Raw genomic sequence first — 18,894 nt, 5'->3', positions numbered from 1 at the left:
TCCGCAGCCCCTGGAAGCAAGACGTGGGCGACAAGCTTCTCATTCTCGATGTGGGCTCCACCGCGCTCAAGGCGGTACTGTACGACCGCACCGGCACGGCCGTGGCCTCGGCGACACGGCCTCTGACCACGCAGACCCTCTCGGACGGGTCCGTCGAGCAGGATGCGCGCCAATGGTGGACCGCCGCTCAGGCGGCGGTGAGCGAGCTGCCTTTCCGGTCCGATGTCTGTGCGATCGGCCTGGCCGGTTCGATGCAGAACCTCATCGCCCTTTCCCCGACGGGCGAGCCCATTGGCCCGGCGATACTCTATTCCGATCGCCGGCTCGACCAGCATGAAGTGGCGGCCCTGCGCGACCGGCTTCCCGGAGATTACGGCCAGCGCACCGGCAATCATCTTGATCCTGCCCATCCTATCCTCAAGCTGATGCGGCTCGAGCGCTTCCTTCCAGGCTCGCCGCTCGACGCCGTCACCGGTTTTCTCTTCGGGGCCAAGGATGCCGTGATCAAGCGTCTCACCGGGCGTAGCGTCATCGATCCCACCACTGCGACGACGACCGGGCTCTACAACATCGTCAGCGGCGCCTGGGATGAAACCCTGCTGGCGGCAGCCGGCGTCAAAGCCGCGCAAATGCCGAAAATCCTGGCTGCAGACGCAATCGTCGGCCCGCTTGCCGCTGAAAGCGCCGTCGCCCTCGGCCTGCCACGTGACATCCCAGTCTACAATGGCGCCGGCGATGGCGCGGCCGCAACCTGGGGTGCCTTCGCCGATGCACCCAACACGGCCTATGCCTATATCGGCACGACCGGCTGGGTCGCCGGCACCATGGATATTGCCGATGCCCGCCCGCCGCGCGACAGCTATACTCTGGCCGACCCCGTCGAGGGCAGCCGCGCGATCGTCATCACGCCCTTCCTGTGCGCGGGCGCGGCGCTCGATTGGCTGAGCGAGATCACATCCCTGCCGGTGGAGACGCTGCTCGATCACGCCTCGGCTGGTGGCGCCGCCTCCCATCCGCTGTTCCTGCCTTATCTCTTCGGCGAGCGTTCGCCCTTCGAGGATCGCGCGGTTCGCGGTGCTTTCCTCGGCCTTGATCGCGGTCACGGGCCGGGTGCTCTGTGCCGGGCCGTGCTCGAAGGTATCGCCTTTGCCATCCGCCACAATCTGGAAGCCGCCGGCCTGCCGCGCCAGCCGTTGACGGTGATCGGCGGTGGCGCCCGCAGCCCGTTGCAGCAACGCTTCCTCGCCGAAGTGCTGAACCGGCCCGTGATTGCGCCGGCTGCCAGCCAGGAGATGCCGGCGCTCGGCATTTATCGCATGCTCGCCCCCAGGCTTGGCTTCGAGCCGGTGCAGCAATTGACGGGCAGTGTCACGGTCGAGCCTCATCCTTCTCGCGCGGAAGCCGCGGAACGGCGCTATCACAGCTATCGTGCCGCATCGGATTTCGCGCGCGAACTGCCGCGGACTATGCCATAGCAACGCAAAGAAACTGCCCGGGAGATCCGACCCGGGTCGAAGCTATCGGGGGATCCACGTGAAGATCGGTGTTTCAATCTTGGCCATGACCTTGGCCAGCGTCGTCGCGAACGCGGCCCAGGCCGAGGATATCGCCGTATTGACGCCCTATATCAGCTCGGTCGCGACCAACGAGATCGTCGAAACCTTCAAGAAGGATGCCGCCGGCAAGGGCTGGAACGTCAATGTCGTCGATACCCGCGGTGACCTTCAGCAGCTGGCAAGCCGGGTCGAGGACGTCACCAATGCCGGCGTGAAAGCCGTCGTCCTGGTCAGCGTCGATCCCAAGCAGATCGCCGACCAGGTCGCCGCCGCGGCGGCCAAGAAGATTCCCGTCTTCGCCCTCGACGGCGCCCTGGCGCCCGGTGTGACCGCCAGCATCGCCACCGACAATTTCGCCCTCGGCACCATCCTGTCGGACAAGCTGTTCAAGCAGCTGGGCGGCAAGGGCAATATCGTCAAGTTCTACTATTCGGCCCATCCCGGCGTGCATCAGCGCGAACTCGCCCTCGACAAGGCGCTGGCCGCCAATCCGGGCATCAAGGTGATCGCCGAGCATTATGTGAAGGTCCCCGGACCGATCGACGATTCACGCCTGGCCATGGAAACCTTCATCCGCCAGCACGGCACCAAGATCGACGGCGTCTGGGCCGCCTGGGACGAGCCGGCGATCGGGGCTCTCCTCGCCCAGCAGAGCGATGCGCCCGATTCCAGGATGGTGATCGCCGGCATCGACGGCAATCCGCAGGCCGTCGACCTGATCAAGCAATGCACCGACCTGGTCGCGACCGTGCGCCAGGACTTTCCGGGGATCGCCCATAGCGCCGTGACCGAAATCGCCAATGTGCTGGAGGGCAAGCCCATCAGCAAACAGGAAATCCAGGTCGAGGCCAAGGTCGTCGACCGGGCAAGCCTGGGCGTGACGTGTCCGCAATGAGCCAGCCCTCCGGCCGCGCTGTTCCGCGGCTCGAGATCACCGGCCTGAAGAAACATTTCGGCGGCGTACATGCCCTCGATGGCGTCGACATCAACGTCAAGCCGGGACGCATCCATGCCCTGCTGGGCGAGAACGGCGCCGGCAAGTCGAGCCTGCTCAAATGCCTGTCGGGCGTGTATCAGCCCGATGGTGGTACGATGCAGCTCGACGGCGCGCTCCATGCTCCGCGTGATCCCAGGGCGGCGGAGACCGCGGGTCTGCGCTTCGTGCATCAGGAACTCAACCTGGTACCGGGTTTCACCGCGGCCGAGAACGCCTTTGTCGGCCGGCGCTACCCGCGCCGTTTCGGCCTGATCAACCGGCAGGCCATGCAACGCCGCCTGGCGGCTGTCCGCGACAGGCTCGGCATCGCCCTGCCGCTAGACGTCCCGGTACGCCATCTCTCGGTGGGCCAGTGCCAGCTGGTCGAGATCTTGCGGGCCTTGATGGACGAGGCGCGCATCCTGGTGCTGGACGAACCCACGGCCTCCTTGAGCGAAAGCGAAGCCGCGATCCTGAGAAAGGTGGTCGTCACTCTCGCGCAGGCGGGATGCGCCGTGATCTTCGTCTCCCATCGCATGGAGGAGGTCTTCGAGCTCGCGCAGGACTATACGGTATTGCGCAACGGCGTCACCGTCGGCCAAGGCCTGATCGCCGAAACCACGCCCGACGCCGTCGTGGCGATGATGGCCGGTGACGCCCAACTCCGCGACGCCCTTCCGCCTGCGGCCAGGCGAGCCGAAAAGCTGCTCGAGCTCGACGGCTTTTCCCCCTCGCCCCGGCACGGCTCCCTGCAATTGAGCGCCCATGGCGGCGAAATCATCGGCTTGTACGGCATCGTCGGCAGCGGGCGCTCCAGCCTGCTGAAGGCGCTCTGGGGCGCGATGCCGCGGGCGAGCGGCAGGCTATCTCTGGCCGGGCGGCCCTTGCCGCCGGCCGGCATCCCCTCCCGGCTTCGGGCAAGAGTCGCGTTTGCGCCGGAGGACCGCCGCGGCAGCGGCCTGGTGATCAACCACTCCATCCTGGACAATGCCACCCTCCCCCATCTTTCCGATGGTCGGGCCGTGGCCGGCCTGCCCCTCCTGTCCTGGCCGACCTTGCGACGCAAGGCCAGCGCGATGCTGGATCGGCTTGCCGTCCGCTATGGCCGCCTCGCCGACCGCATCGCCACTCTCTCCGGCGGCAATCAGCAAAAGATCTTGATCGGACGATGGTTCAGGCCGGGCCTGCGCCTCTTCCTGCTGGACGAACCGACGCGGGGCGTCGACGTCCGTTCCAAGGCCGAGATCCACGCCCTTTGCCGCGAGCTCGCCGGCGACGGCACGCTGATCCTGTTCGCCACCAGCGACATCGAGGAACTGTTCGCGCTGGCCGGGCGCATCGTGGTGATGGCCAAGGGCGAGATCGCACTGGACGCTCCGGCCGCCGGCTTGACCCGCCAGCAGGTGCTCGCGGCGACCTTTCGCACGGCAAGACCGCATCGGGACTCCCGGAGGACAGCTTGAACTTTACCGCCCGCTACGGCACGCTTCTCGGCCTTTTCGTCATCGTCGGGGTTTTCTCGGCCCTTTCGCCGGGTTCCTTCGCCCAGGCCTCCAATCTGATCAACATCACCCAGCAATCCTCGCTGCTCGCCATCGTGGCTCTCGGCGCGACCTGCGTGATGGTGCTGTCGGAATTCGACCTCTCGGTCGGGGCAGTGGTGTCCTGGGCCGGGATCCTGGCCGTCAGCCTGTTCGCGCAAGGCTGGGGCATTCCGGCCACCATTCTTGCCACGCTGGTGTCGTCGGCGGTCGTCGGCTGCGTCAGCGGCTATCTCGTCTCGCGCCTGAGGGTGCCGAGCTTCATCGCCACCCTCGCCATCGGCACGGTGGTCGGCGGCTTCACCTTCTGGATCAGCGACGGCGCCACGCTGTTCGGCAATATTCCACCGACCTTCCGCGACCTCGGGCGCGGCACGCTGGCAGGCGTGCCGGTACTGACGCTGTGGGCCATCGCCATGACGGCCATCTGCGTCATCCTGCTGGATTTCACCGAGCCCGGCCGGCGCATGGCGGCCATTGGCGGCAACCGTGAAGCGGCTCGCCTCACCGGCGTTCCGATCGTGCGCAGCACGGTGCTCGGCTTTGCGATCTGCACGCTGTTCGCCGGGCTTGTCGGCCTCCTATTGGCGGCGAGGCTGGGCAGCGCCCATCCGACCGGCGGCAATGGCTTCCTGCTCCAGGCCTATGCCGCCGCCTTTCTCGGCATGACGGCTTTTCGTGGCGGCGACGCCAACGCCCTCGGCACTCTGCTGGGTGCTGTGATCATCGCCGTGGTGGCGAATGGCCTCACCATCCTCGGCGTGCCCAACTACATGCAGGATATCCTGACCGGCCTGATCATTCTGGCGGCCGTGCTGGTGCGCAATGTCGGGCGGCTGCGAGATTAGAAATAATGCAGTTCCCTGAATGGGTAACGCCCGATTTGTCATAGCCGGGCTTGACCCGGCTATCCAGAAACCACGGCAAAAAGAAGCTGGATTGCCGGGTCAAGCCCGGCAATGACAAACCTCACCTGCGCTTGGCTGACGCTGCCGCGTTCAGGCTCCCGCATCTGCCTTGAAATGGGGGCTTTCGAAGCCGAGCTTACGCAGACCGGCCTGGATCTCCGGAACGCGCATGAACAGGTTCCAGATCAGGCCGGTGCGATAGTTCTCGATCATCACGATGATCGGGCCCTGGTCGATCGACAGGAAGGTGTCGGCGAACCAGTCCCGTTCCTCGCTGAAGGCATCGACGAAGCCGAAGCGCCCCCAGACCTTGTCGCCATATTTTGCGAGGAAGTGGCGCAGCGCCGCCATGGCTTCCCTGGGCGCATAGGGAAAGCTCGACAAGGCGGCCGTCGGGCTGATCACGCCATTGTCTTCGCTCGGCTGATGGGCGGCATAGCCGTCAGGATCATCGCTCGCCGTCAGCCCCCAGCAATCGGGGCCATAGCCCTTGTGGCCATGCGGATTGAGTACGCAATGGCGATGGTTGATCATCGTATGGGCCACGTTCTGCTGCCAGTAATCGGCGTAGCGGTCCTTCAGGCCGCGAGGATCGAGTCCCAGGAAGGAATAATGCGCCCAGAACAGCGGCCCGCCGCGATCAGGGCCCAGCGGCAGTTCGATGTCGTAATAGCTGCGCGGCGCCCCGAAATCCTTGCTGGCCGCGAAGCCACGATGATAGGCGGCGGGATCGATGGGATAGCGCGGCGCCGATACCGCCATCACATAGGCGATCAGGCACTCGTTCCAGCCATGGATGTCATGGTCGAGCACGAAGCCGTTATTGGGGCTCCAGTGCCAATAGAGCGCGTGGCGCCCCTGCGTATACCAGTTCCATTCGATCTCGCCCCATAGCCCGGTGATGCGCTGGCGCAATCTGGCCTCGGTGGGGGTGTCGGCATCGAAATATTCGCGGGCGCAGAGCAGGCCCTGGAACAGGAAAGCGGTTTCGACCAGGTCGCCGCCATCATCCTTGCGGCTGAAGGGCCAGACCTTGCCGGTCTCGCCATGCATGAAATGCGAATAGGCGCCATGGAAACAGGTGGTCGGCTCGATGACGTCGATGATCCTGGTCAGCCGTTCCAGGCCCTCGGCGCGGGTGATCCAGCCTCGTTCCATCGCCACGATCATGGCCATGATGCCGAAACCCGTCCCGCCAATCGCCACCAGGTCGTTGGGCGTATCCATCGTGCGGGTGGTACGGTCGCGGGCCATGCCGCTCACCGGCTCCGCTCCCTCCCAGAAGAAACGGAAGGTCTGGCGCTGCACGGCTTCCAGCAGTTCCTCGTTGGGCAGGTTGACGAGATCGGCGGCCTTGTAGAGCCCAGCCGGTTCAGTCTTGGCCATGCCCTTATCCACCTTCTCCGCCGCGATCTTCTTGTCGCCCTTGGAGAGCTTCTTCTTGCCGGCCTTGTCCTTTGCCATCGTCCCGACTTTCACCCGTTGCAAGCCATGAGGGCTGCCTGATCGATCTTTAGATAGACGCTTCAACAGAAGCGAACATTTATTTGAAAAGTATGGTCTTTTTATACACTGCCTTTGGATTCGTCCGCCTCATCCCGATCCGGTTTCTCTGATGCGCGGTCCGCTTGTGTCCTGTCGTTGAGAAGCCGAAGAGTACGTGGAAAGAAGCTGGCCTTGGAGCCGGGCCGGCCGATATGGACGATGGTGGATTTGCCAAGATCCTTTTCGAAAATGGCGAAAACCTTGTCGCGTGTTCCCTCATCCAGACCTTCCAGGGCTTCGTCGATGACGATCCAGGTCGGCTGCTGCAGAGCGAGGCGGGCAAAAGCCACCGTCTGCTGTTCCTCGTCGGCGAGGTCCTTGTCCCAGCGCACATTGCGGTCGAGGTCATCGGCCAGATGACCAAGCCCCACGGCGGACAGAGCGTGTTCGAAATCGGCCTGCTCGAACTTGGCCACCGGCTGCGGATAGGACAGGATCTGCCGCAACGTGCCCTGGGGCAGATAGGGACGACGCGGCATGAAGGTGACCTGCCCTCCCTTGGGAATGCTGACCTGACCTGAGCCGAAAGGCCACAGCCCGGCCAGAGTACGAAAGAGCAGAGTCTTGTTCGCCCCGGCCTCGCTGACGATCAAGACCCGCTCGCCGGGTTGGATCTGGACATGGTCTTCGTTGAGGCGGCTGTGCCCGCTCGAAGCCTCGATCACCAGATCATCGAGGCGGATGCCGTCATTGTCGGTCTCAGCGAACTTGATATGGCTGGCTTCCGTCTGTTGCGCGTCGATAGTGGTAACGGCCGAGCGGAAATTGGCGACACGCAGCAGCGTCGCCCGCCAATCGGCGATGTTGTTGAAGTTGTCGACCGGCCAACGCAATTGGGCCTGCACGAGATTGAACGCGGCCACCGCGGCCATCAGCCCGCCAAAGGTCAGATTGCCGGCGAGATAGATCGGTGCGGCCACCAGGATCGGTGCCAGATTGGTGAACCAGCCGTAGCCGGCAGTCACCCAGGTCAGCCTCGTGGTAGTGGTGACCAGGCGGCGCATCGCCAGCAAGACCGCACGTAAATCGAGATTGAGCTGGCGTTCTTCGTCTTTCTCACCGTTGTTGAGAGAGATCGCATCGACATGTTCGCTTACCCGAACCAACGAAAAGCGGAACTCGGCTTCGCGGGCATAGCGGTCGGCATTGAGTCCTACCAAGGAAGCACCGACGTGCCACGACATCAGCGACCCTGTCGCCGAGAACAAGATTGCCGCCCAGACCAAGTAACCCGGTATGGAGAAGGTATAGCCTTGGAATTGGAAGTTAAAGCCATCGGATACGATCCATAGGGCCGGAATGAAGATTGCCAGATAGATCAATGCCGAGAACAGGCCAATAGCCAGATCGGTCGACAATTCCGTAAGGTGGCGTGCATCCTCATGCAAACGCTGGTCTGGGTTGACGCCGATCTTACTAGAGTTGGACAAACGGAATGCCCTGCGCGGCAGCATCCATTGGCCGATGAGATCTTCGACCAATCCCTGTCTCAATTTCAGCTTGATCATCATGCCGAGCCAAGTCTGGCTGACATTGAGGACCAAAAGGCCGCCGGCAATGGCAATGAAGACCAGGATCTGCTGAACGAATTGGGCGATGTCCTTACGCGTTAGCGCGTCGTAAAAAGGCTGATTCCAGGCAATCAACAGTCGCTGGAAATAGGCCGAGGTGATGAGCACGGTGAAGACACCAACACCCAGCATGAACAGCTGGTTGCGATGGGGCGAGGAAACGAAGGCGCGGGCCATCATGTTGAGCTGCAACAGCAGCCCGCCCATCGACTGCTCAGACTGCCCAGGCTTGTCCGGCTCGTTGCTCGGCGCTTCGGCAGGCTTCCCGCCGGATTGTGCAACCATGAATCACTCTCCGTCTCGACTATAGCCGGTCATCTGGCAGAGTCATCCTCAAGGGTAAGCGAGTAACGCGTACGACAGCCGGCACGATGCGTGAGTGCGCATGTTTATGCGCCTTTGTGCGTTTCCACCCTTGCATTCCCCCCGCTCAAGGGACATAAGCGGCCTGTTCATCGGATCCAGCCTGCCATGGAAACTTCCATCCTTCTCGATGCCGGCCTCATCCCTGCCGAGCGGCAGCGTCTTCTCCTGCAGCGCATCGAACAGGACGGCCGCATCGCCTCTGTCCAGGCGGCACTGGATTTCGCGGTGTCGGAGGACACCATTCGCCGTGACCTCAAGGAACTTGCCGATGCCGGCCTGATCGAGCGCGTGCATGGCGGCGCCCTGCGCAAGTCTCGCGCCTCACACCGATTTGATCGGCGCCTGATCAGCAACGAGGCGCAGAAGAAGCAATTGGCGGCCTATGCCCTGCGTTTCGTCGAACCGGGGATGGTCGTCCTGCTCGACCAGAGCACCAGCAATCTGATGCTGGCGCGCCAGCTTCCGGTCGAGGCCGGCCTCACCGTGATTACCCCCTCGCCCGACATCGCCGTCGCCGCGCTCGATCGCGGCATCGGCAAGCTGGTGCTGATCGGCGGGCAGGTCGACACCCAGTCGCGCAGCGCCAGCGGCGCCGGCGCGCTGGAGCAGGTCGCCTATCTCAAGCCCGATCTGTGTTTCCTGGGCGCCTGCGCCGTCGACCTGATCGAGGGCGTGACCGTGGTCGATCATGACGACGCCCATCTCAAGCGCGCCATGGTCGCCGCCTCACGCTCGACGATGGCTTTGGTCACTGCCGAGAAGCTCGACACACGCTCGGCCTATCAGGTCATGCCCTTCGCTCGCCTCGATCGCATGGTCACCGAGAATGCGAGCTCGAACACCATCCTGCAGCGCTACAGCGAAAGTGGCGTGGAGATCCATCTTGTCTGAAACATCCTCTTATCGGCCCGGCTGGCGGGTCTGGCACCCGACGGCGTCGACCTTCTACGTCAATGGCGCTCTCTATGGTGTCTGGGCTACGCAGATCCCTCTCGCCAAGGAGCGGCTGGGGCTCGATCCCATCGTGCTGAGCATCGTCCTGCTGATGCTCGGGGCCGGGGCCGTGCTCGCCATGGCCGGCAGCGGCTGGATCATCCAGCGCCTCGGCACCGCGGCTCTCATCCGGCTGAGCGGCGTGATTTTCCTGGCCCTGCTGCCCGCCATCCCCCTCATGCCGGACGTCTGGCTGCTCTCCGGCATCGTTTTCCTGTTCGGCGCCAGCGGCGGCTGCATGGATGTGGCGATGAATGCCGATGCCGCCAGGATCGAGAAGCAGGTCGGCCGCCCCTATATGTCTTCATTCCACGGCATGTGGAGTCTGGGCGGATTGACCGGGGCTGGCATCGCCACCCTGATGCTCCGCTGGACCGACGGCGCTTCCCAGGCGCTCATCGTGACGGTGGCACTGGCCGTCATCTTTGCCTGGGGGCAGAGAGGCCTCGCTCCCGGCAAGGTCGCTGCAACTGCCGACGCCGGCACCGGCAAATCACCTTCCCTGCGCCCGGCTTTCCTCGCGGTCGTGGTCGGCCTGATGGCCGCGCTCGCCTTCAGCGGAGAGGGCGTGGTGCTGGACTGGGCCGCCGTCTTCCTGCGCGAACAATTGGGAGCCGGCCAGGAATTGGCCAATGTCGGCTATGCCGTCTTCGCCGGAGCGATGGCAAGCGTGCGCTTCCTAGGCGACCCCATCCGCCGTCACGTCGATGGCGTTCATCTGGTGCGAGGCGGCTGTCTGCTCGCCTTGATCGGGCTCCTGATGGGACCGCTTTCGGGCAATGTCTATGTCGCCATCCTCGGCTACGGCCTGACCGGCATCGGCTTTGCGAATGTGGTGCCGGTCCTGTTCAGCACCGCCGGGGCCATGCCGCGCCCGGAAGTGCAGATCGCAACGGTGTCGACCATGGGTTATGCTGGCCTGCTGGCGGCGCCGCCCTTGCTCGGAACCGTTGCCCATGTGTCGACGCTTGCCGGCATCTTCTACGTCGCAGCGGTGTTCACCGTGATCATTGCGTTGCTGGCGCCGGTCTGTGCCCCACGCGGTGCTTCGGGACGCGCGGCTACAGAAGCGGGCTGACCAGCCGCGCCAGATTTTCGGCGACCTTGCGGATCCAGGGGCGTCGGCGCCATCTGTCCAGTTCCATCCGGTCGCTGCCCGCGATGTAGTCATCCTGCATGCGTCGCAATTGCAGCGTGACCTCGCGGTCGTAGATCACCACCGTGACCTCCGAGTTCAGCACGAAGGAACGCATGTCCATGTTGCTCGAGCCGATCAGGGCGACGTCGGTGTCCACCGAGACATTCTTGGCATGCAGGAACTTGTCGCGGAAAAGGTGGATGCTCACGCCGGCAGCCAGCAATCCGCCATAATAGGACTGCTGGGCGAAACGCACGAGGCGGTGATCCGAAATCTTGGGAACGACCAGATGCACGGCGACGCCGCGCAGCACGGCGATCTGCATCGCCTTGTGAACGGCCTCGCTGGGAATGAAATAGGGCGTGACGATCACCACGCGCTGCAGGGCAGAATGGATGGCGGTGACGATCAGGCTTTCGATCCCTCCCACCCGATAGTCTGGCCCGCTGGGCAGGACCTGCATCGCCAGGGTACCGCAGGCCGGCGTCGGCGACATCACGCTGTCGAGCGGCAGCGCTTCCTCCGTCTCCAGGAACCAGTCGGCGATGAAGACGGCCTGCAATTCCAGCACCACCGGCCCTTCCAGGCGCAACATCAGTTCCTGGTTCGAGATGTCGAGCACCGTGCGGGCCGCAATGATGTTCTGAGACCCTGCATAGCCCACCCGCCCGTCCATCACCGCAATCTTGCGGTGGTTGCGCAGGTCCGCCCGCGCCGACTTGCGCCGAAAGAAAGTGACCGGAAGGATGGGATGGGCCTCGACACCATAATCGGCAAGCGTCGTCAGCACGCTGCGTGCCCATGGCCGAGAGCCGATCGCATCGATGAGCACGCGGCATTTCACGCCACGCGCCTGGGCACGACCGAGGGCTTGCATCACCTTCTGCCCCACTTCGTCGTCCGCGAAGATGTAGAACAGCAAGTGGACATGATGCTGGGCAGCGTCGATATCGGAGACCAGCCGATCGATCATCCGCGAATAATCGCCGAGGAAATCCACTCTCGCGCCATCGACGACCGGCAGCTTGCCCACTCTTTCGATCAGCACCGCTGCACGGGTGAAGCGCCGCGGCAGCCGCTCGCGTGAAACGTCGGTCAGTTCGCGAACCTTTTCGGCGGACAGGCTCAGGATGTCAGGAAGGCGCTCGAAACGCTTGCGCCGCCAGCGTGGATAGGTGGCCCGCCCGATCAGGAGGTAGAGCAGCAGGGCCGGCCAGGGCAGGAACATCACCAGCAGCAGCCAGCTGCGCGCCGCATCCGAATTGCGCCGGAACGGCACCACCACGATCATGACGAGGCGAACCGCCCATTCGGAATAGAAATAGGCCCACGCCAACACGCTCAAACCCGGCAAGGTCAGATCGGAGAACGACAAGGCGGGCCTTTCCATGAAAAAACCCACGCAGCGGGCTGCGTGGGTGTGACTTGCGTCAGATGGCGATCCTCAAAGCGTTCTTCGATCTGACGAAATCGTCAAGCATCGCAAAGACGCGTCCAAACGAGGAGCTAGAGCAAAGTACGTTTTCGTGAAAACGCGCTTTTCTCCGAGGGATCTCACCCCTTACGGGCACTGCACGCGGCGATACCGCACGTTGCCGTAGTAATCATAGTAACGACGGGTGCAAGCACGCGGCGTGGTTTCGGCACCGACGATGGCACCGGCAGCACCGCCGAGCACGCCGCCGACGATGGCGCCGCCGGCCGAACGGGTGGCCAGGCCACCGATCAGCGCACCGCCGCCGGCACCGATGGCAGCGCCACCGAGCGCGCGGTCACCGCGCGAATATTCCGAGCAGCCCGCGAGCAAAAGCCCTGCAGCTGCTACGATCAAAAGCTTCTTCATGGGAGATCCTCCGTGGATGCCGATCCGTATCGATCATATACAGATACAACCGAGAGCAAAGCCCGATTCTTACATCATGCACACCATGAACCGGAGATGAATGACTACGTAAGGACAGCTCGTGCTTCAGATGCCATCGCTTTCTGCCAAAGCCGGAGCATTTCACTGCCGACTCAACCGAAATGACGCATGTCACCGACATACAAACTTCTACGGCGAAGACAAGTTCCCTTCCGTGTACCGGTGCCTTTCCGAAGGGATCGCGCGGGCGATGAACAATCCTTCTCTCGCAGGTGCGAAAAGGCCGCTTGCGCCGGGGCGCCATGACGATTAAGCGGGATATCCTGAAGCAAAGCGCGTTTGAGCGGAAACGCTCTTTGCTCTAGAGGCAGTTACCCAGGCGCGTCTTTGCGATTCTTGGCGCCCCGCAAATCGCAAAACGCTGTAGGATCTAGTTTGTTTGGAGCGACAAGCGATGGAAGCGCTCTTCATCGGCCATGCCTATATCGACGTGACCTTCGTTGCGGATGACATGCCGCGCGGCGATGAAAAGTCGGTTGCCAAGGACTATGCCGTGGCTTTCGGCGGCAACGCCACGACGGCCGCTTTCTGCTGCGCCAAGCTTGGCGTGATCCCCGACCTGATCACCACCAATTCGAACGACTGGCTCGGCCGCATGTTCATGGACATGGCGGCGAAATACGGCATCTCCGTCCATCCTCGCAAGGTCAAGCGCTCATCGCTCTCCTTCATCATGCCCAAGGATGGCAAGCGCGCCATCGTGCGTGCGCGTGACGACGACTACCTGCATCCCTATCCGCATCTCAATCTGGGCAATTGCCGCGCCCTGCATCTCGACGGGCATCTGGCCGATGCCGCGCTCTACTATGCCAAGGAATTCCGCAAGCTCGGGCGCCTGGTTTCGCTCGATGGCGGCGGCCTGCGCTCCAACACCGACGAATTGCTCAACTATGTCGATGTCGCCGTGGTGGCCGAGCGCCTGTGCGAGCAGATGAACCTGACCGAGACCGAGATGCTCGACTATCTCAAGGGCAAGGGCTGCAAGATCGCCGGGGTGACCGCCGGCGAGCGCGGCATGCTGTGGTATGACGAGAGCGGCAAGGTCCAGCGCCTGCCGGCCCTCAACGTGCCGAAGGCCTCGGTGGTGGATACCAACGGCGCCGGCGACATCTTCCACGGCGCCTATATGTACTCCTATCTCAGCCGCCCGCTGTCGCGCTGGGAGGAACATTTCCGCTTCGCGCGCGGCGCCTCCACCCACGCGATCCAGTTTCTCGGCAACGAAGCCAAGCTGCCCACCCGGGCGGACGTGGAGTCCATCGAAACGCGCTTCCAGCCCGTCGCCGCATCCTGATTGCCTTTGTGAGCCGGCGGGTCGTCATGGCCCACACCGGCCCATCCCGACGAGCCCTTCGCCATGGCCGGCTATGTCGCCCTCCTCTACAGCATCGTACTGACGCCACAGCGGCGGGTCGTGATGGAGGAATTGCGCGCGATCGCCACCGGATGCGGCTTTGATCGTGCACGCACTCTGGCCTCGACCGGCAATCTCGTCTTCGAGGCGCCTGAACAGGACATCGCCGTCCTCGAAGCCCGGCTGGAGGCCGGCTTCCTCGGCCATTACGGCAAACATGTCGACATCATCGTGCGCAGCGCCGAGAACTGGCGGAGCACCGTTGCCGGCAACCCATTCCCGGCCGAGGCCGAACGCGACGGCGGCCTTGTCATCGCCCGCCTGATGCGAGCCCCGCTCGGCGAGGACATCCTGGTCAAGCTGGAACGCTATTGCGATAGGGGCGAACGCCTTGCCCTGGTCGGCGGCGATCTCTGGATCGCCTTCGCCGGGCGCCCGAGCGAAAGTCGCCTTGCCGGCGCCCTTTCCACCAAGCGGCTCGGCATCGGCACTGCGCGCAACTGGAACACCATACGCGGCCTCGGCCAGATGCTGGCCTGAAGCGGGACGCCGGGAGCTGTTTCGATCCCGGCGCTTCGGTTTCAGCCTTGTGCGGCCTGCGCCTCTGCCACGGCCACCGCCGTCATGTTGACCACGCCGCGCACGGTCACGGCACGGTTGAGGATATGGGCCGGCTTGGCGGCGCCGATCAGGATCGGACCGACGGGCAGGGCATCCGCCAGCATGCGAGTAAGCTGGAAGGCGATGTTGGCCGCATCCAGATTGGGCATCACCAGCACATTAGCCTCGCCCCGAAGCCGCGAGGAACTCAGCTTGAGGTCACGCAGGCTTTCCGACAGCGCCGTGTCCGCCTGCATCTCGCCGTCTGCCTCCAGATCGGGACGCTGCTCGACCAGGAGTTCCAGGGCCCTGCGCATCTTGCGGGCCGCGCCGGTGTCGTAAGAACCGAAATCGGAATGCGACAGCAGGGCGATCTTCGGGTCGATGCCGAAGCGGCGGACATGCTCGGCGGCCAGGATGGCCATTTCGGCGATCTCTTCCGCGCAGGGATCGGGCTTGACCTGTGTGTCGCAGATGAAGAAGGCGCCCTTGGCGGTCAGCACCAGGGAAAGAGCCGAATAGTCGCGCACACCGGGCGCCAGGCCGATGATCTGCCGGACATAGCGCAGATGGCGCATATAGGCCCCTTCGAGCCCGCAGATCATCGCATCGGCATCGCCGCGATGCAGGGCCAGGGCGGCGATCACCGATGTATTCGAGCGCACGATGGTGCGCGCCGTATCCTGGGTGACGCCGCCGCGCCCGGCCAGGTGGTGGTAGAGCGACCAGTAATCCTTGTAGCGCGGATCGTCGGCCGGATCGATCACCTCGAAATCATGCCCCGGCTTGATCGTCAGGCCGAAACGCTGGATACGGGTCTCGATCACGGAGGGACGCCCGATCAGGATGGGCCGGGCGAGCCCCTCTTCCAGTACCACCTGGGCGGCACGCAGCACGCGCTCGTCCTCGCCTTCGGCATAGACCACGCGTTTGGGATCGGCCTTGGCGGCAGCGAACAGCGGCTTCATCACGAAGCCGGAGCGGAAGACGAAGCGAGTCAGGCTCTCGGCATAGGCTTCCAGGTCGGTGATCGGGCGGGTCGCGACGCCGGTTTCCTGGGCGGCCCGCGCGACGGCAGGAGCGATGCGCAGGATCAGGCGCGGATCGAAGGGCGAAGGAATGAGGGAATCGGCGCCGAAGCGGCGGCTTTCGCCACCATAGGCACGGGCGACCACATCCGACGGCGTCTCACGGGCGAGCGCCGCAATCGCCTCGACGGCCGCGTGCTTCATCTCCTCGTTGATGGTGGTGGCCCCGCAATCCAGGGCGCCACGGAAGATGTAGGGAAAGCACAGGACGTTGTTGACCTGGTTCGGGAAGTCCGAGCGGCCGGTACAGATCATGGCATCCGGGCGGGTCGCCTTGGCCAGTTCCGGCATGATCTCCGGAAATGGATTGGCGAGCGCCATGATCAGCGGATTATGCGCCATGCGCGCGATCATCTCCGGCTTGAGCACGCCGCCCGCGGACAGGCCGAGGAAGATATCGGCTCCCTCGATGATGTCGTTGAGGGTGCGCGCTTCGGTCTCCTGGGCGTAGACGTCCTTCCAGGGGTCCATCAGTTCGGTGCGGCCCTTATAGACCACGCCCTTGATGTCGGAGATGAAGATGTTCTCGCGCTTGGCGCCCAGCGAGACCAGGAGGTTGAGGCAGGCAAGTGCCGCCGCGCCGGCCCCCGACGCCACGATCTTGACGTCGGCTATCGACTTGCCGGCCAATTCGAGGCCGTTGCGGACGGCGGCGCCGACGATGATGGCCGTGCCATGCTGGTCGTCGTGGAAGACCGGGATCTCCATGCGCTCGCGCAGCAGGCGCTCGACCTCGAAGCACTCGGGCGCCTTGATGTCTTCCAGGTTGATGCCTCCGAAAGTCGGCTCGAGCGCCGCGACCACGGTGACGATCTCCTCGATCGACTTGGAGGCGATCTCGATGTCGAAGACGTCGATGCCCGCGAACTTCTTGAACAGGACGGCCTTGCCTTCCATTACCGGCTTGGAGGCGAGCGGGCCGATATCGCCGAGGCCGAGCACGGCGGTGCCGTTGGAGACGACGGCCACGAGATTGGAGCGGGCCGTCAGGTTGGCGGCCTCGAGCGGATCGGCGTGGATGGCCTCGCAGGCCGCCGCCACGCCGGGAGAATAGGCCAGGGCGAGGTCGCGCTGGTTGCCGAGCGGCTTGGTCGCCTGGATCTCCAGTTTTCCCGGCTTGGGATAGCGGTGGTAGATCAGTGCCCCGGTCCGCAGATCCTCGGACATGGTCGAGGAGTTCGTAGGGGCTGCCGAGCCGGCCTGGACATCTGACATTGCGTTTCCCGTCCTGTTGGCTAGGGCAAGGCGCATTCGTCGAACGCTGCTTTGCTCTAACGCCTTGTTTCAATGCGTCGTTGCGATTCTCGGTAGTCCCCTCAAATCGTAAAACGCTCTGGTCCGGGGCCTTGCGCGGCCCCGGCTTTCTCCGTTTTAGCGCATGCCATTACGGCCGCCAGCCCCGAGACTGTTATTTTTCCTGGACGTTCAGACGAATATGAAGTTCGCGCAACTGCTTGGGCGTCGCTTCCGAGGGGGCACCCATCAGGATGTCTTCGGCGCGCTGGTTCATCGGGAATAGCGAGATCTCGCGCAGATTCTGTTCACCCGCCAGCAACATGACGATGCGATCGACGCCGGCCGCCATGCCGCCATGCGGCGGAGCGCCATACTGGAAAGCCCGGTACATGCCGCCGAAGCGCTCGATCACCGTCTCCTCGCCATAGCCGGCAATCTCGAAGGCCTTCACCATCGCTTCCGGCTTGTGGTTGCGGATGCCGCCGGAGGCAATTTCAAAGCCGTTGCAGGCGATATCGTACTGATAGGCCTTCAGCGTCAGCGGGTCCTGGGTGTTGAGCGCATCGAGGCCGCCCTGCGGCATGGAGAAGGGGTTGTGCGAGAAATCGACCTTCTTCTCGTCCTCGTTCCACTCGAACATCGGGAAGTCGACGATCCAGGCGAGCTCGAAACGGCTCTCGTCCACCAGCTTGAGGTCGGTGCCCACCTTGGTGCGGGCGGCGCCGGCAAACTTGTAGAACTTGTTCGGATCGCCCGCGACGAAGAAGGCGGCATCGCCGGCCTTCAGGCCGAGCTGCAGCCGGATCGCCTCGGCCCGTTCCGGGCCGATATTGTTGGCGATCGGTCCGCGCGCGCCGATGCCTTCGGCATTGGGATCGGCCTGCTTCGTCGTCTCGTCGGTCGCCTTGTCGAAGAACAGGATGTAGCCCAGGCCCGGCTGCCCTTCGCTCTGCGCCCAGGAATTCATGCGGTCGGCGAAGGTGCGCTGGCCACCGCCCGGTCCGGGGATGGCCCAGACCTGGTTGGCCGGGTCTTCGAGCATGCGCGCGAAGACCTTGAAGTTCGAGCCGCGGAAATGCTCGGAAACCTCCTGCATGATCAGCGGGTTGCGCAGGTCCGGCTTGTCGGAACCATATTTGCGCAGCGCCTCCGCATAGGGAATGCGCGGCCAGCCCTTGGTGACGCTCTTGCCCTTGCCGAACTCCTCGAAGATGCCGGTGATCACCGGCTCGACGGCAGCGAAGACGTCTTCCTGGGTGACGAAACTCATTTCGAGGTCGAGCTGGTAGAATTCGCCCGGCAGGCGGTCGGCGCGCGGGTCCTCGTCGCGGAAGCAGGGAGCGATCTGGAAGTAGCGGTCGAAGCCCGCCATCATCAACAGCTGCTTATATTGCTGAGGCGCCTGCGGCAGAGCGTAGAACTTGCCGGGATGGATACGCGAGGGCACCAGGAAGTCGCGCGCGCCTTCCGGCGAGGAGGCCGTCAGGATCGGCGTCTGGAACTCGTTGAAGCCAGCCGCCTTCATGCGCGTACGCATGCCATCCACCACCTTGCCGCGCAGCATGATGTTGTTGTGGATGCGCTCGCGCCTCAGATCCAGGAAGCGGTATTTCAGGCGCGTCTCTTCCGGATAGTCCTGGTCACCGAACACGGGCAGCGGCAGTTCGGCCGCCTGTCCCAGCACCTCGATCTCGGTGACGTAGACTTCCACCAGGCCCGTGGGCATCTCGTGGTTCTCGGTGCCTTCGGGGCGCTTGCGCAGCTTGCCGTCCACGCGCACGACCCATTCCGAGCGCAGGGTCTCCGCCACCTTGAAGGCCGGCGAATCCGGATCGACCACGCACTGGGTCAGGCCGTAATGGTCGCGCAGGTCGATGAACAGCAGGCCACCATGGTCGCGGATGCGGTGGCACCAGCCGGAAAGCCGCACGTCCTGCCCGACATGGTCGAGGCGAAGATCAGCACAGGTGTGAGAGCGATAACGGTGCATAGGCGTGTCTTTCCGGACAAAGTGTTTTGCGATCGGACGGTATCACCGAGAATCGCAAAGACGCGTCAAACCAAGGTGCCAGAGTATAAGTGCGTTTTCGCCGAAACG

14 protein-coding genes are annotated in these 18,894 nt (G+C 63.8%); 8 read left to right on the top strand and 6 right to left on the bottom strand.

All coding sequences use genetic code 11. The features are described 5' to 3' along the window. Nucleotides 1–23 precede the first annotated feature (23 nt). From QM672_RS22625 to QM672_RS22610, 4 genes are all read left to right on the top strand, one after another. On the top strand, nt 24–1,475 hold the full coding sequence (locus tag QM672_RS22625; protein ID WP_415085280.1) for a xylulokinase: 1,452 nt from the start codon (nt 24–26) through the stop codon (nt 1,473–1,475). 85 nt (nt 1,476–1,560) lie between these two features. Then, the gene (locus QM672_RS22620; protein ID WP_415085314.1) at nt 1,561–2,451 is read left to right on the top strand and encodes a sugar ABC transporter substrate-binding protein; all 891 of its coding nucleotides are present in this window, start codon (nt 1,561–1,563) and stop codon (nt 2,449–2,451) included. Further along, a complete protein-coding gene (locus QM672_RS22615; RefSeq protein WP_415085278.1) occupies nt 2,448–3,995 on the top strand; it encodes a sugar ABC transporter ATP-binding protein in 1,548 nt (515 codons plus the stop codon). Before QM672_RS22620 ends, QM672_RS22615 begins: the two co-directional genes overlap by 4 nt. Further along, a complete protein-coding gene (locus tag QM672_RS22610; RefSeq protein ID WP_415085276.1) occupies nt 3,992–4,921 on the top strand; it encodes an ABC transporter permease in 930 nt (309 codons plus the stop codon). The genes QM672_RS22615 and QM672_RS22610 overlap by 4 nt, the downstream gene beginning before the upstream one ends. Before the next feature lie 150 nt (nt 4,922–5,071). Here QM672_RS22610 and QM672_RS22605 read toward each other — a convergent pair whose 3' ends face one another. Together QM672_RS22605 and QM672_RS22600 are read right to left on the bottom strand one after the other, a co-directional pair. Next, nucleotides 5,072–6,445, bottom strand: coding sequence for a glucoamylase family protein (locus tag QM672_RS22605; RefSeq protein ID WP_415085274.1), 1,374 nt, complete (start codon nt 6,443–6,445; stop codon nt 5,072–5,074). Nucleotides 6,446–6,546: 101 nt separating this feature from the next. Then, nucleotides 6,547–8,382: an ABC transporter ATP-binding protein/permease gene (locus QM672_RS22600; protein ID WP_415085272.1), complete on the bottom strand. Its 1,836-nt coding sequence runs from the start codon at nt 8,380–8,382 to the stop codon at nt 6,547–6,549. 186 nt (nt 8,383–8,568) lie between these two features. Between QM672_RS22600 and QM672_RS22595 the strand changes: the two genes are divergently transcribed. Together QM672_RS22595 and QM672_RS22590 are read left to right on the top strand one after the other, a co-directional pair. After that, on the top strand, nt 8,569–9,354 hold the full coding sequence (locus QM672_RS22595) for a DeoR/GlpR family DNA-binding transcription regulator (protein WP_415085270.1): 786 nt from the start codon (nt 8,569–8,571) through the stop codon (nt 9,352–9,354). Beyond that, the gene (locus QM672_RS22590) at nt 9,347–10,534 is read left to right on the top strand and encodes an MFS transporter (RefSeq protein WP_311938081.1); all 1,188 of its coding nucleotides are present in this window, start codon (nt 9,347–9,349) and stop codon (nt 10,532–10,534) included. Before QM672_RS22595 ends, QM672_RS22590 begins: the two co-directional genes overlap by 8 nt. On the opposite strand, the gene cls is transcribed toward QM672_RS22590, so the two are convergent. Together cls and QM672_RS22580 are read right to left on the bottom strand one after the other, a co-directional pair. Then, nucleotides 10,518–11,969, bottom strand: a complete 1,452-nt coding sequence (gene cls, locus QM672_RS22585) for a cardiolipin synthase (protein ID WP_415085267.1) — start codon at nt 11,967–11,969, stop codon at nt 10,518–10,520. The two genes, QM672_RS22590 and cls, sit on opposite strands and share 17 nt — an antisense overlap. A 186-nt stretch (nt 11,970–12,155) precedes the next feature. Next, nucleotides 12,156–12,437 carry a bacteriocin gene (locus QM672_RS22580; protein WP_105862901.1) on the bottom strand — a complete coding sequence of 94 codons (282 nt, stop codon included), beginning with the start codon at nt 12,435–12,437 and terminating at the stop codon, nt 12,156–12,158. 475 nt (nt 12,438–12,912) lie between these two features. Here QM672_RS22580 and QM672_RS22575 point away from each other — a divergent pair, with 475 nt between their 5' ends. Both QM672_RS22575 and QM672_RS22570 read left to right on the top strand, forming a co-directional pair. Continuing rightward, nucleotides 12,913–13,812 (top strand): sugar kinase, encoded by a 900-nt coding sequence (locus QM672_RS22575; RefSeq protein WP_311938077.1) that lies wholly within the window; start codon nt 12,913–12,915, stop codon nt 13,810–13,812. Nucleotides 13,813–13,875: 63 nt separating this feature from the next. Beyond that, entirely contained in the window at nt 13,876–14,412 is a 537-nt protein-coding gene (locus QM672_RS22570; RefSeq protein WP_415085265.1) for a DUF1697 domain-containing protein, read from the top strand. A 41-nt stretch (nt 14,413–14,453) separates the two neighbouring features. Here the strand turns inward: QM672_RS22570 and QM672_RS22565 are convergent, their stop codons facing one another. After that, nucleotides 14,454–16,775, bottom strand: coding sequence for an NADP-dependent malic enzyme (locus QM672_RS22565; protein ID WP_415085263.1), 2,322 nt, complete (start codon nt 16,773–16,775; stop codon nt 14,454–14,456). Nucleotides 16,776–16,968: 193 nt separating this feature from the next. Next, nucleotides 16,969–18,786 carry an aspartate--tRNA ligase gene (aspS, locus tag QM672_RS22560; RefSeq protein WP_367622565.1) on the bottom strand — a complete coding sequence of 606 codons (1,818 nt, stop codon included), beginning with the start codon at nt 18,784–18,786 and terminating at the stop codon, nt 16,969–16,971. Between the last annotated feature and the right edge of the window lie 108 nt (nt 18,787–18,894).

The organism is Labrys sp. (in: a-proteobacteria) (assembly GCF_047605565.1).
Taxonomy (GTDB): domain Bacteria; phylum Pseudomonadota; class Alphaproteobacteria; order Rhizobiales; family Labraceae; genus Labrys; species Labrys neptuniae.
This window is presented reverse-complemented; position numbering and strand designations above follow the sequence as displayed.

Excerpts from the sequence above, each read along its gene's own strand:
- QM672_RS22620 (WP_415085314.1), top strand. The coding sequence starts at position 1,561 with ATGACCTTGGCCAGCGTCGTCGCGAACGCGGCCCAGGCCGAGGATATC.
- QM672_RS22615 (WP_415085278.1), top strand. The coding sequence starts at position 2,448 with ATGAGCCAGCCCTCCGGCCGCGCTGTTCCGCGGCTCGAGATCACCGGC.
- QM672_RS22605 (WP_415085274.1), bottom strand. The coding sequence starts at position 6,445 with ATGGCAAAGGACAAGGCCGGCAAGAAGAAGCTCTCCAAGGGCGACAAG.
- QM672_RS22600 (WP_415085272.1), bottom strand. The coding sequence starts at position 8,382 with ATGGTTGCACAATCCGGCGGGAAGCCTGCCGAAGCGCCGAGCAACGAG.
- QM672_RS22595 (WP_415085270.1), top strand. The coding sequence starts at position 8,569 with ATGGAAACTTCCATCCTTCTCGATGCCGGCCTCATCCCTGCCGAGCGG.
- QM672_RS22580 (WP_105862901.1), bottom strand. The coding sequence starts at position 12,437 with ATGAAGAAGCTTTTGATCGTAGCAGCTGCAGGGCTTTTGCTCGCGGGC.
- QM672_RS22575 (WP_311938077.1), top strand. The coding sequence starts at position 12,913 with ATGGAAGCGCTCTTCATCGGCCATGCCTATATCGACGTGACCTTCGTT.
- QM672_RS22570 (WP_415085265.1), top strand. The coding sequence starts at position 13,876 with ATGGCCGGCTATGTCGCCCTCCTCTACAGCATCGTACTGACGCCACAG.
- QM672_RS22565 (WP_415085263.1), bottom strand. The coding sequence starts at position 16,775 with ATGTCAGATGTCCAGGCCGGCTCGGCAGCCCCTACGAACTCCTCGACC.
- aspS (WP_367622565.1), bottom strand. The coding sequence starts at position 18,786 with ATGCACCGTTATCGCTCTCACACCTGTGCTGATCTTCGCCTCGACCAT.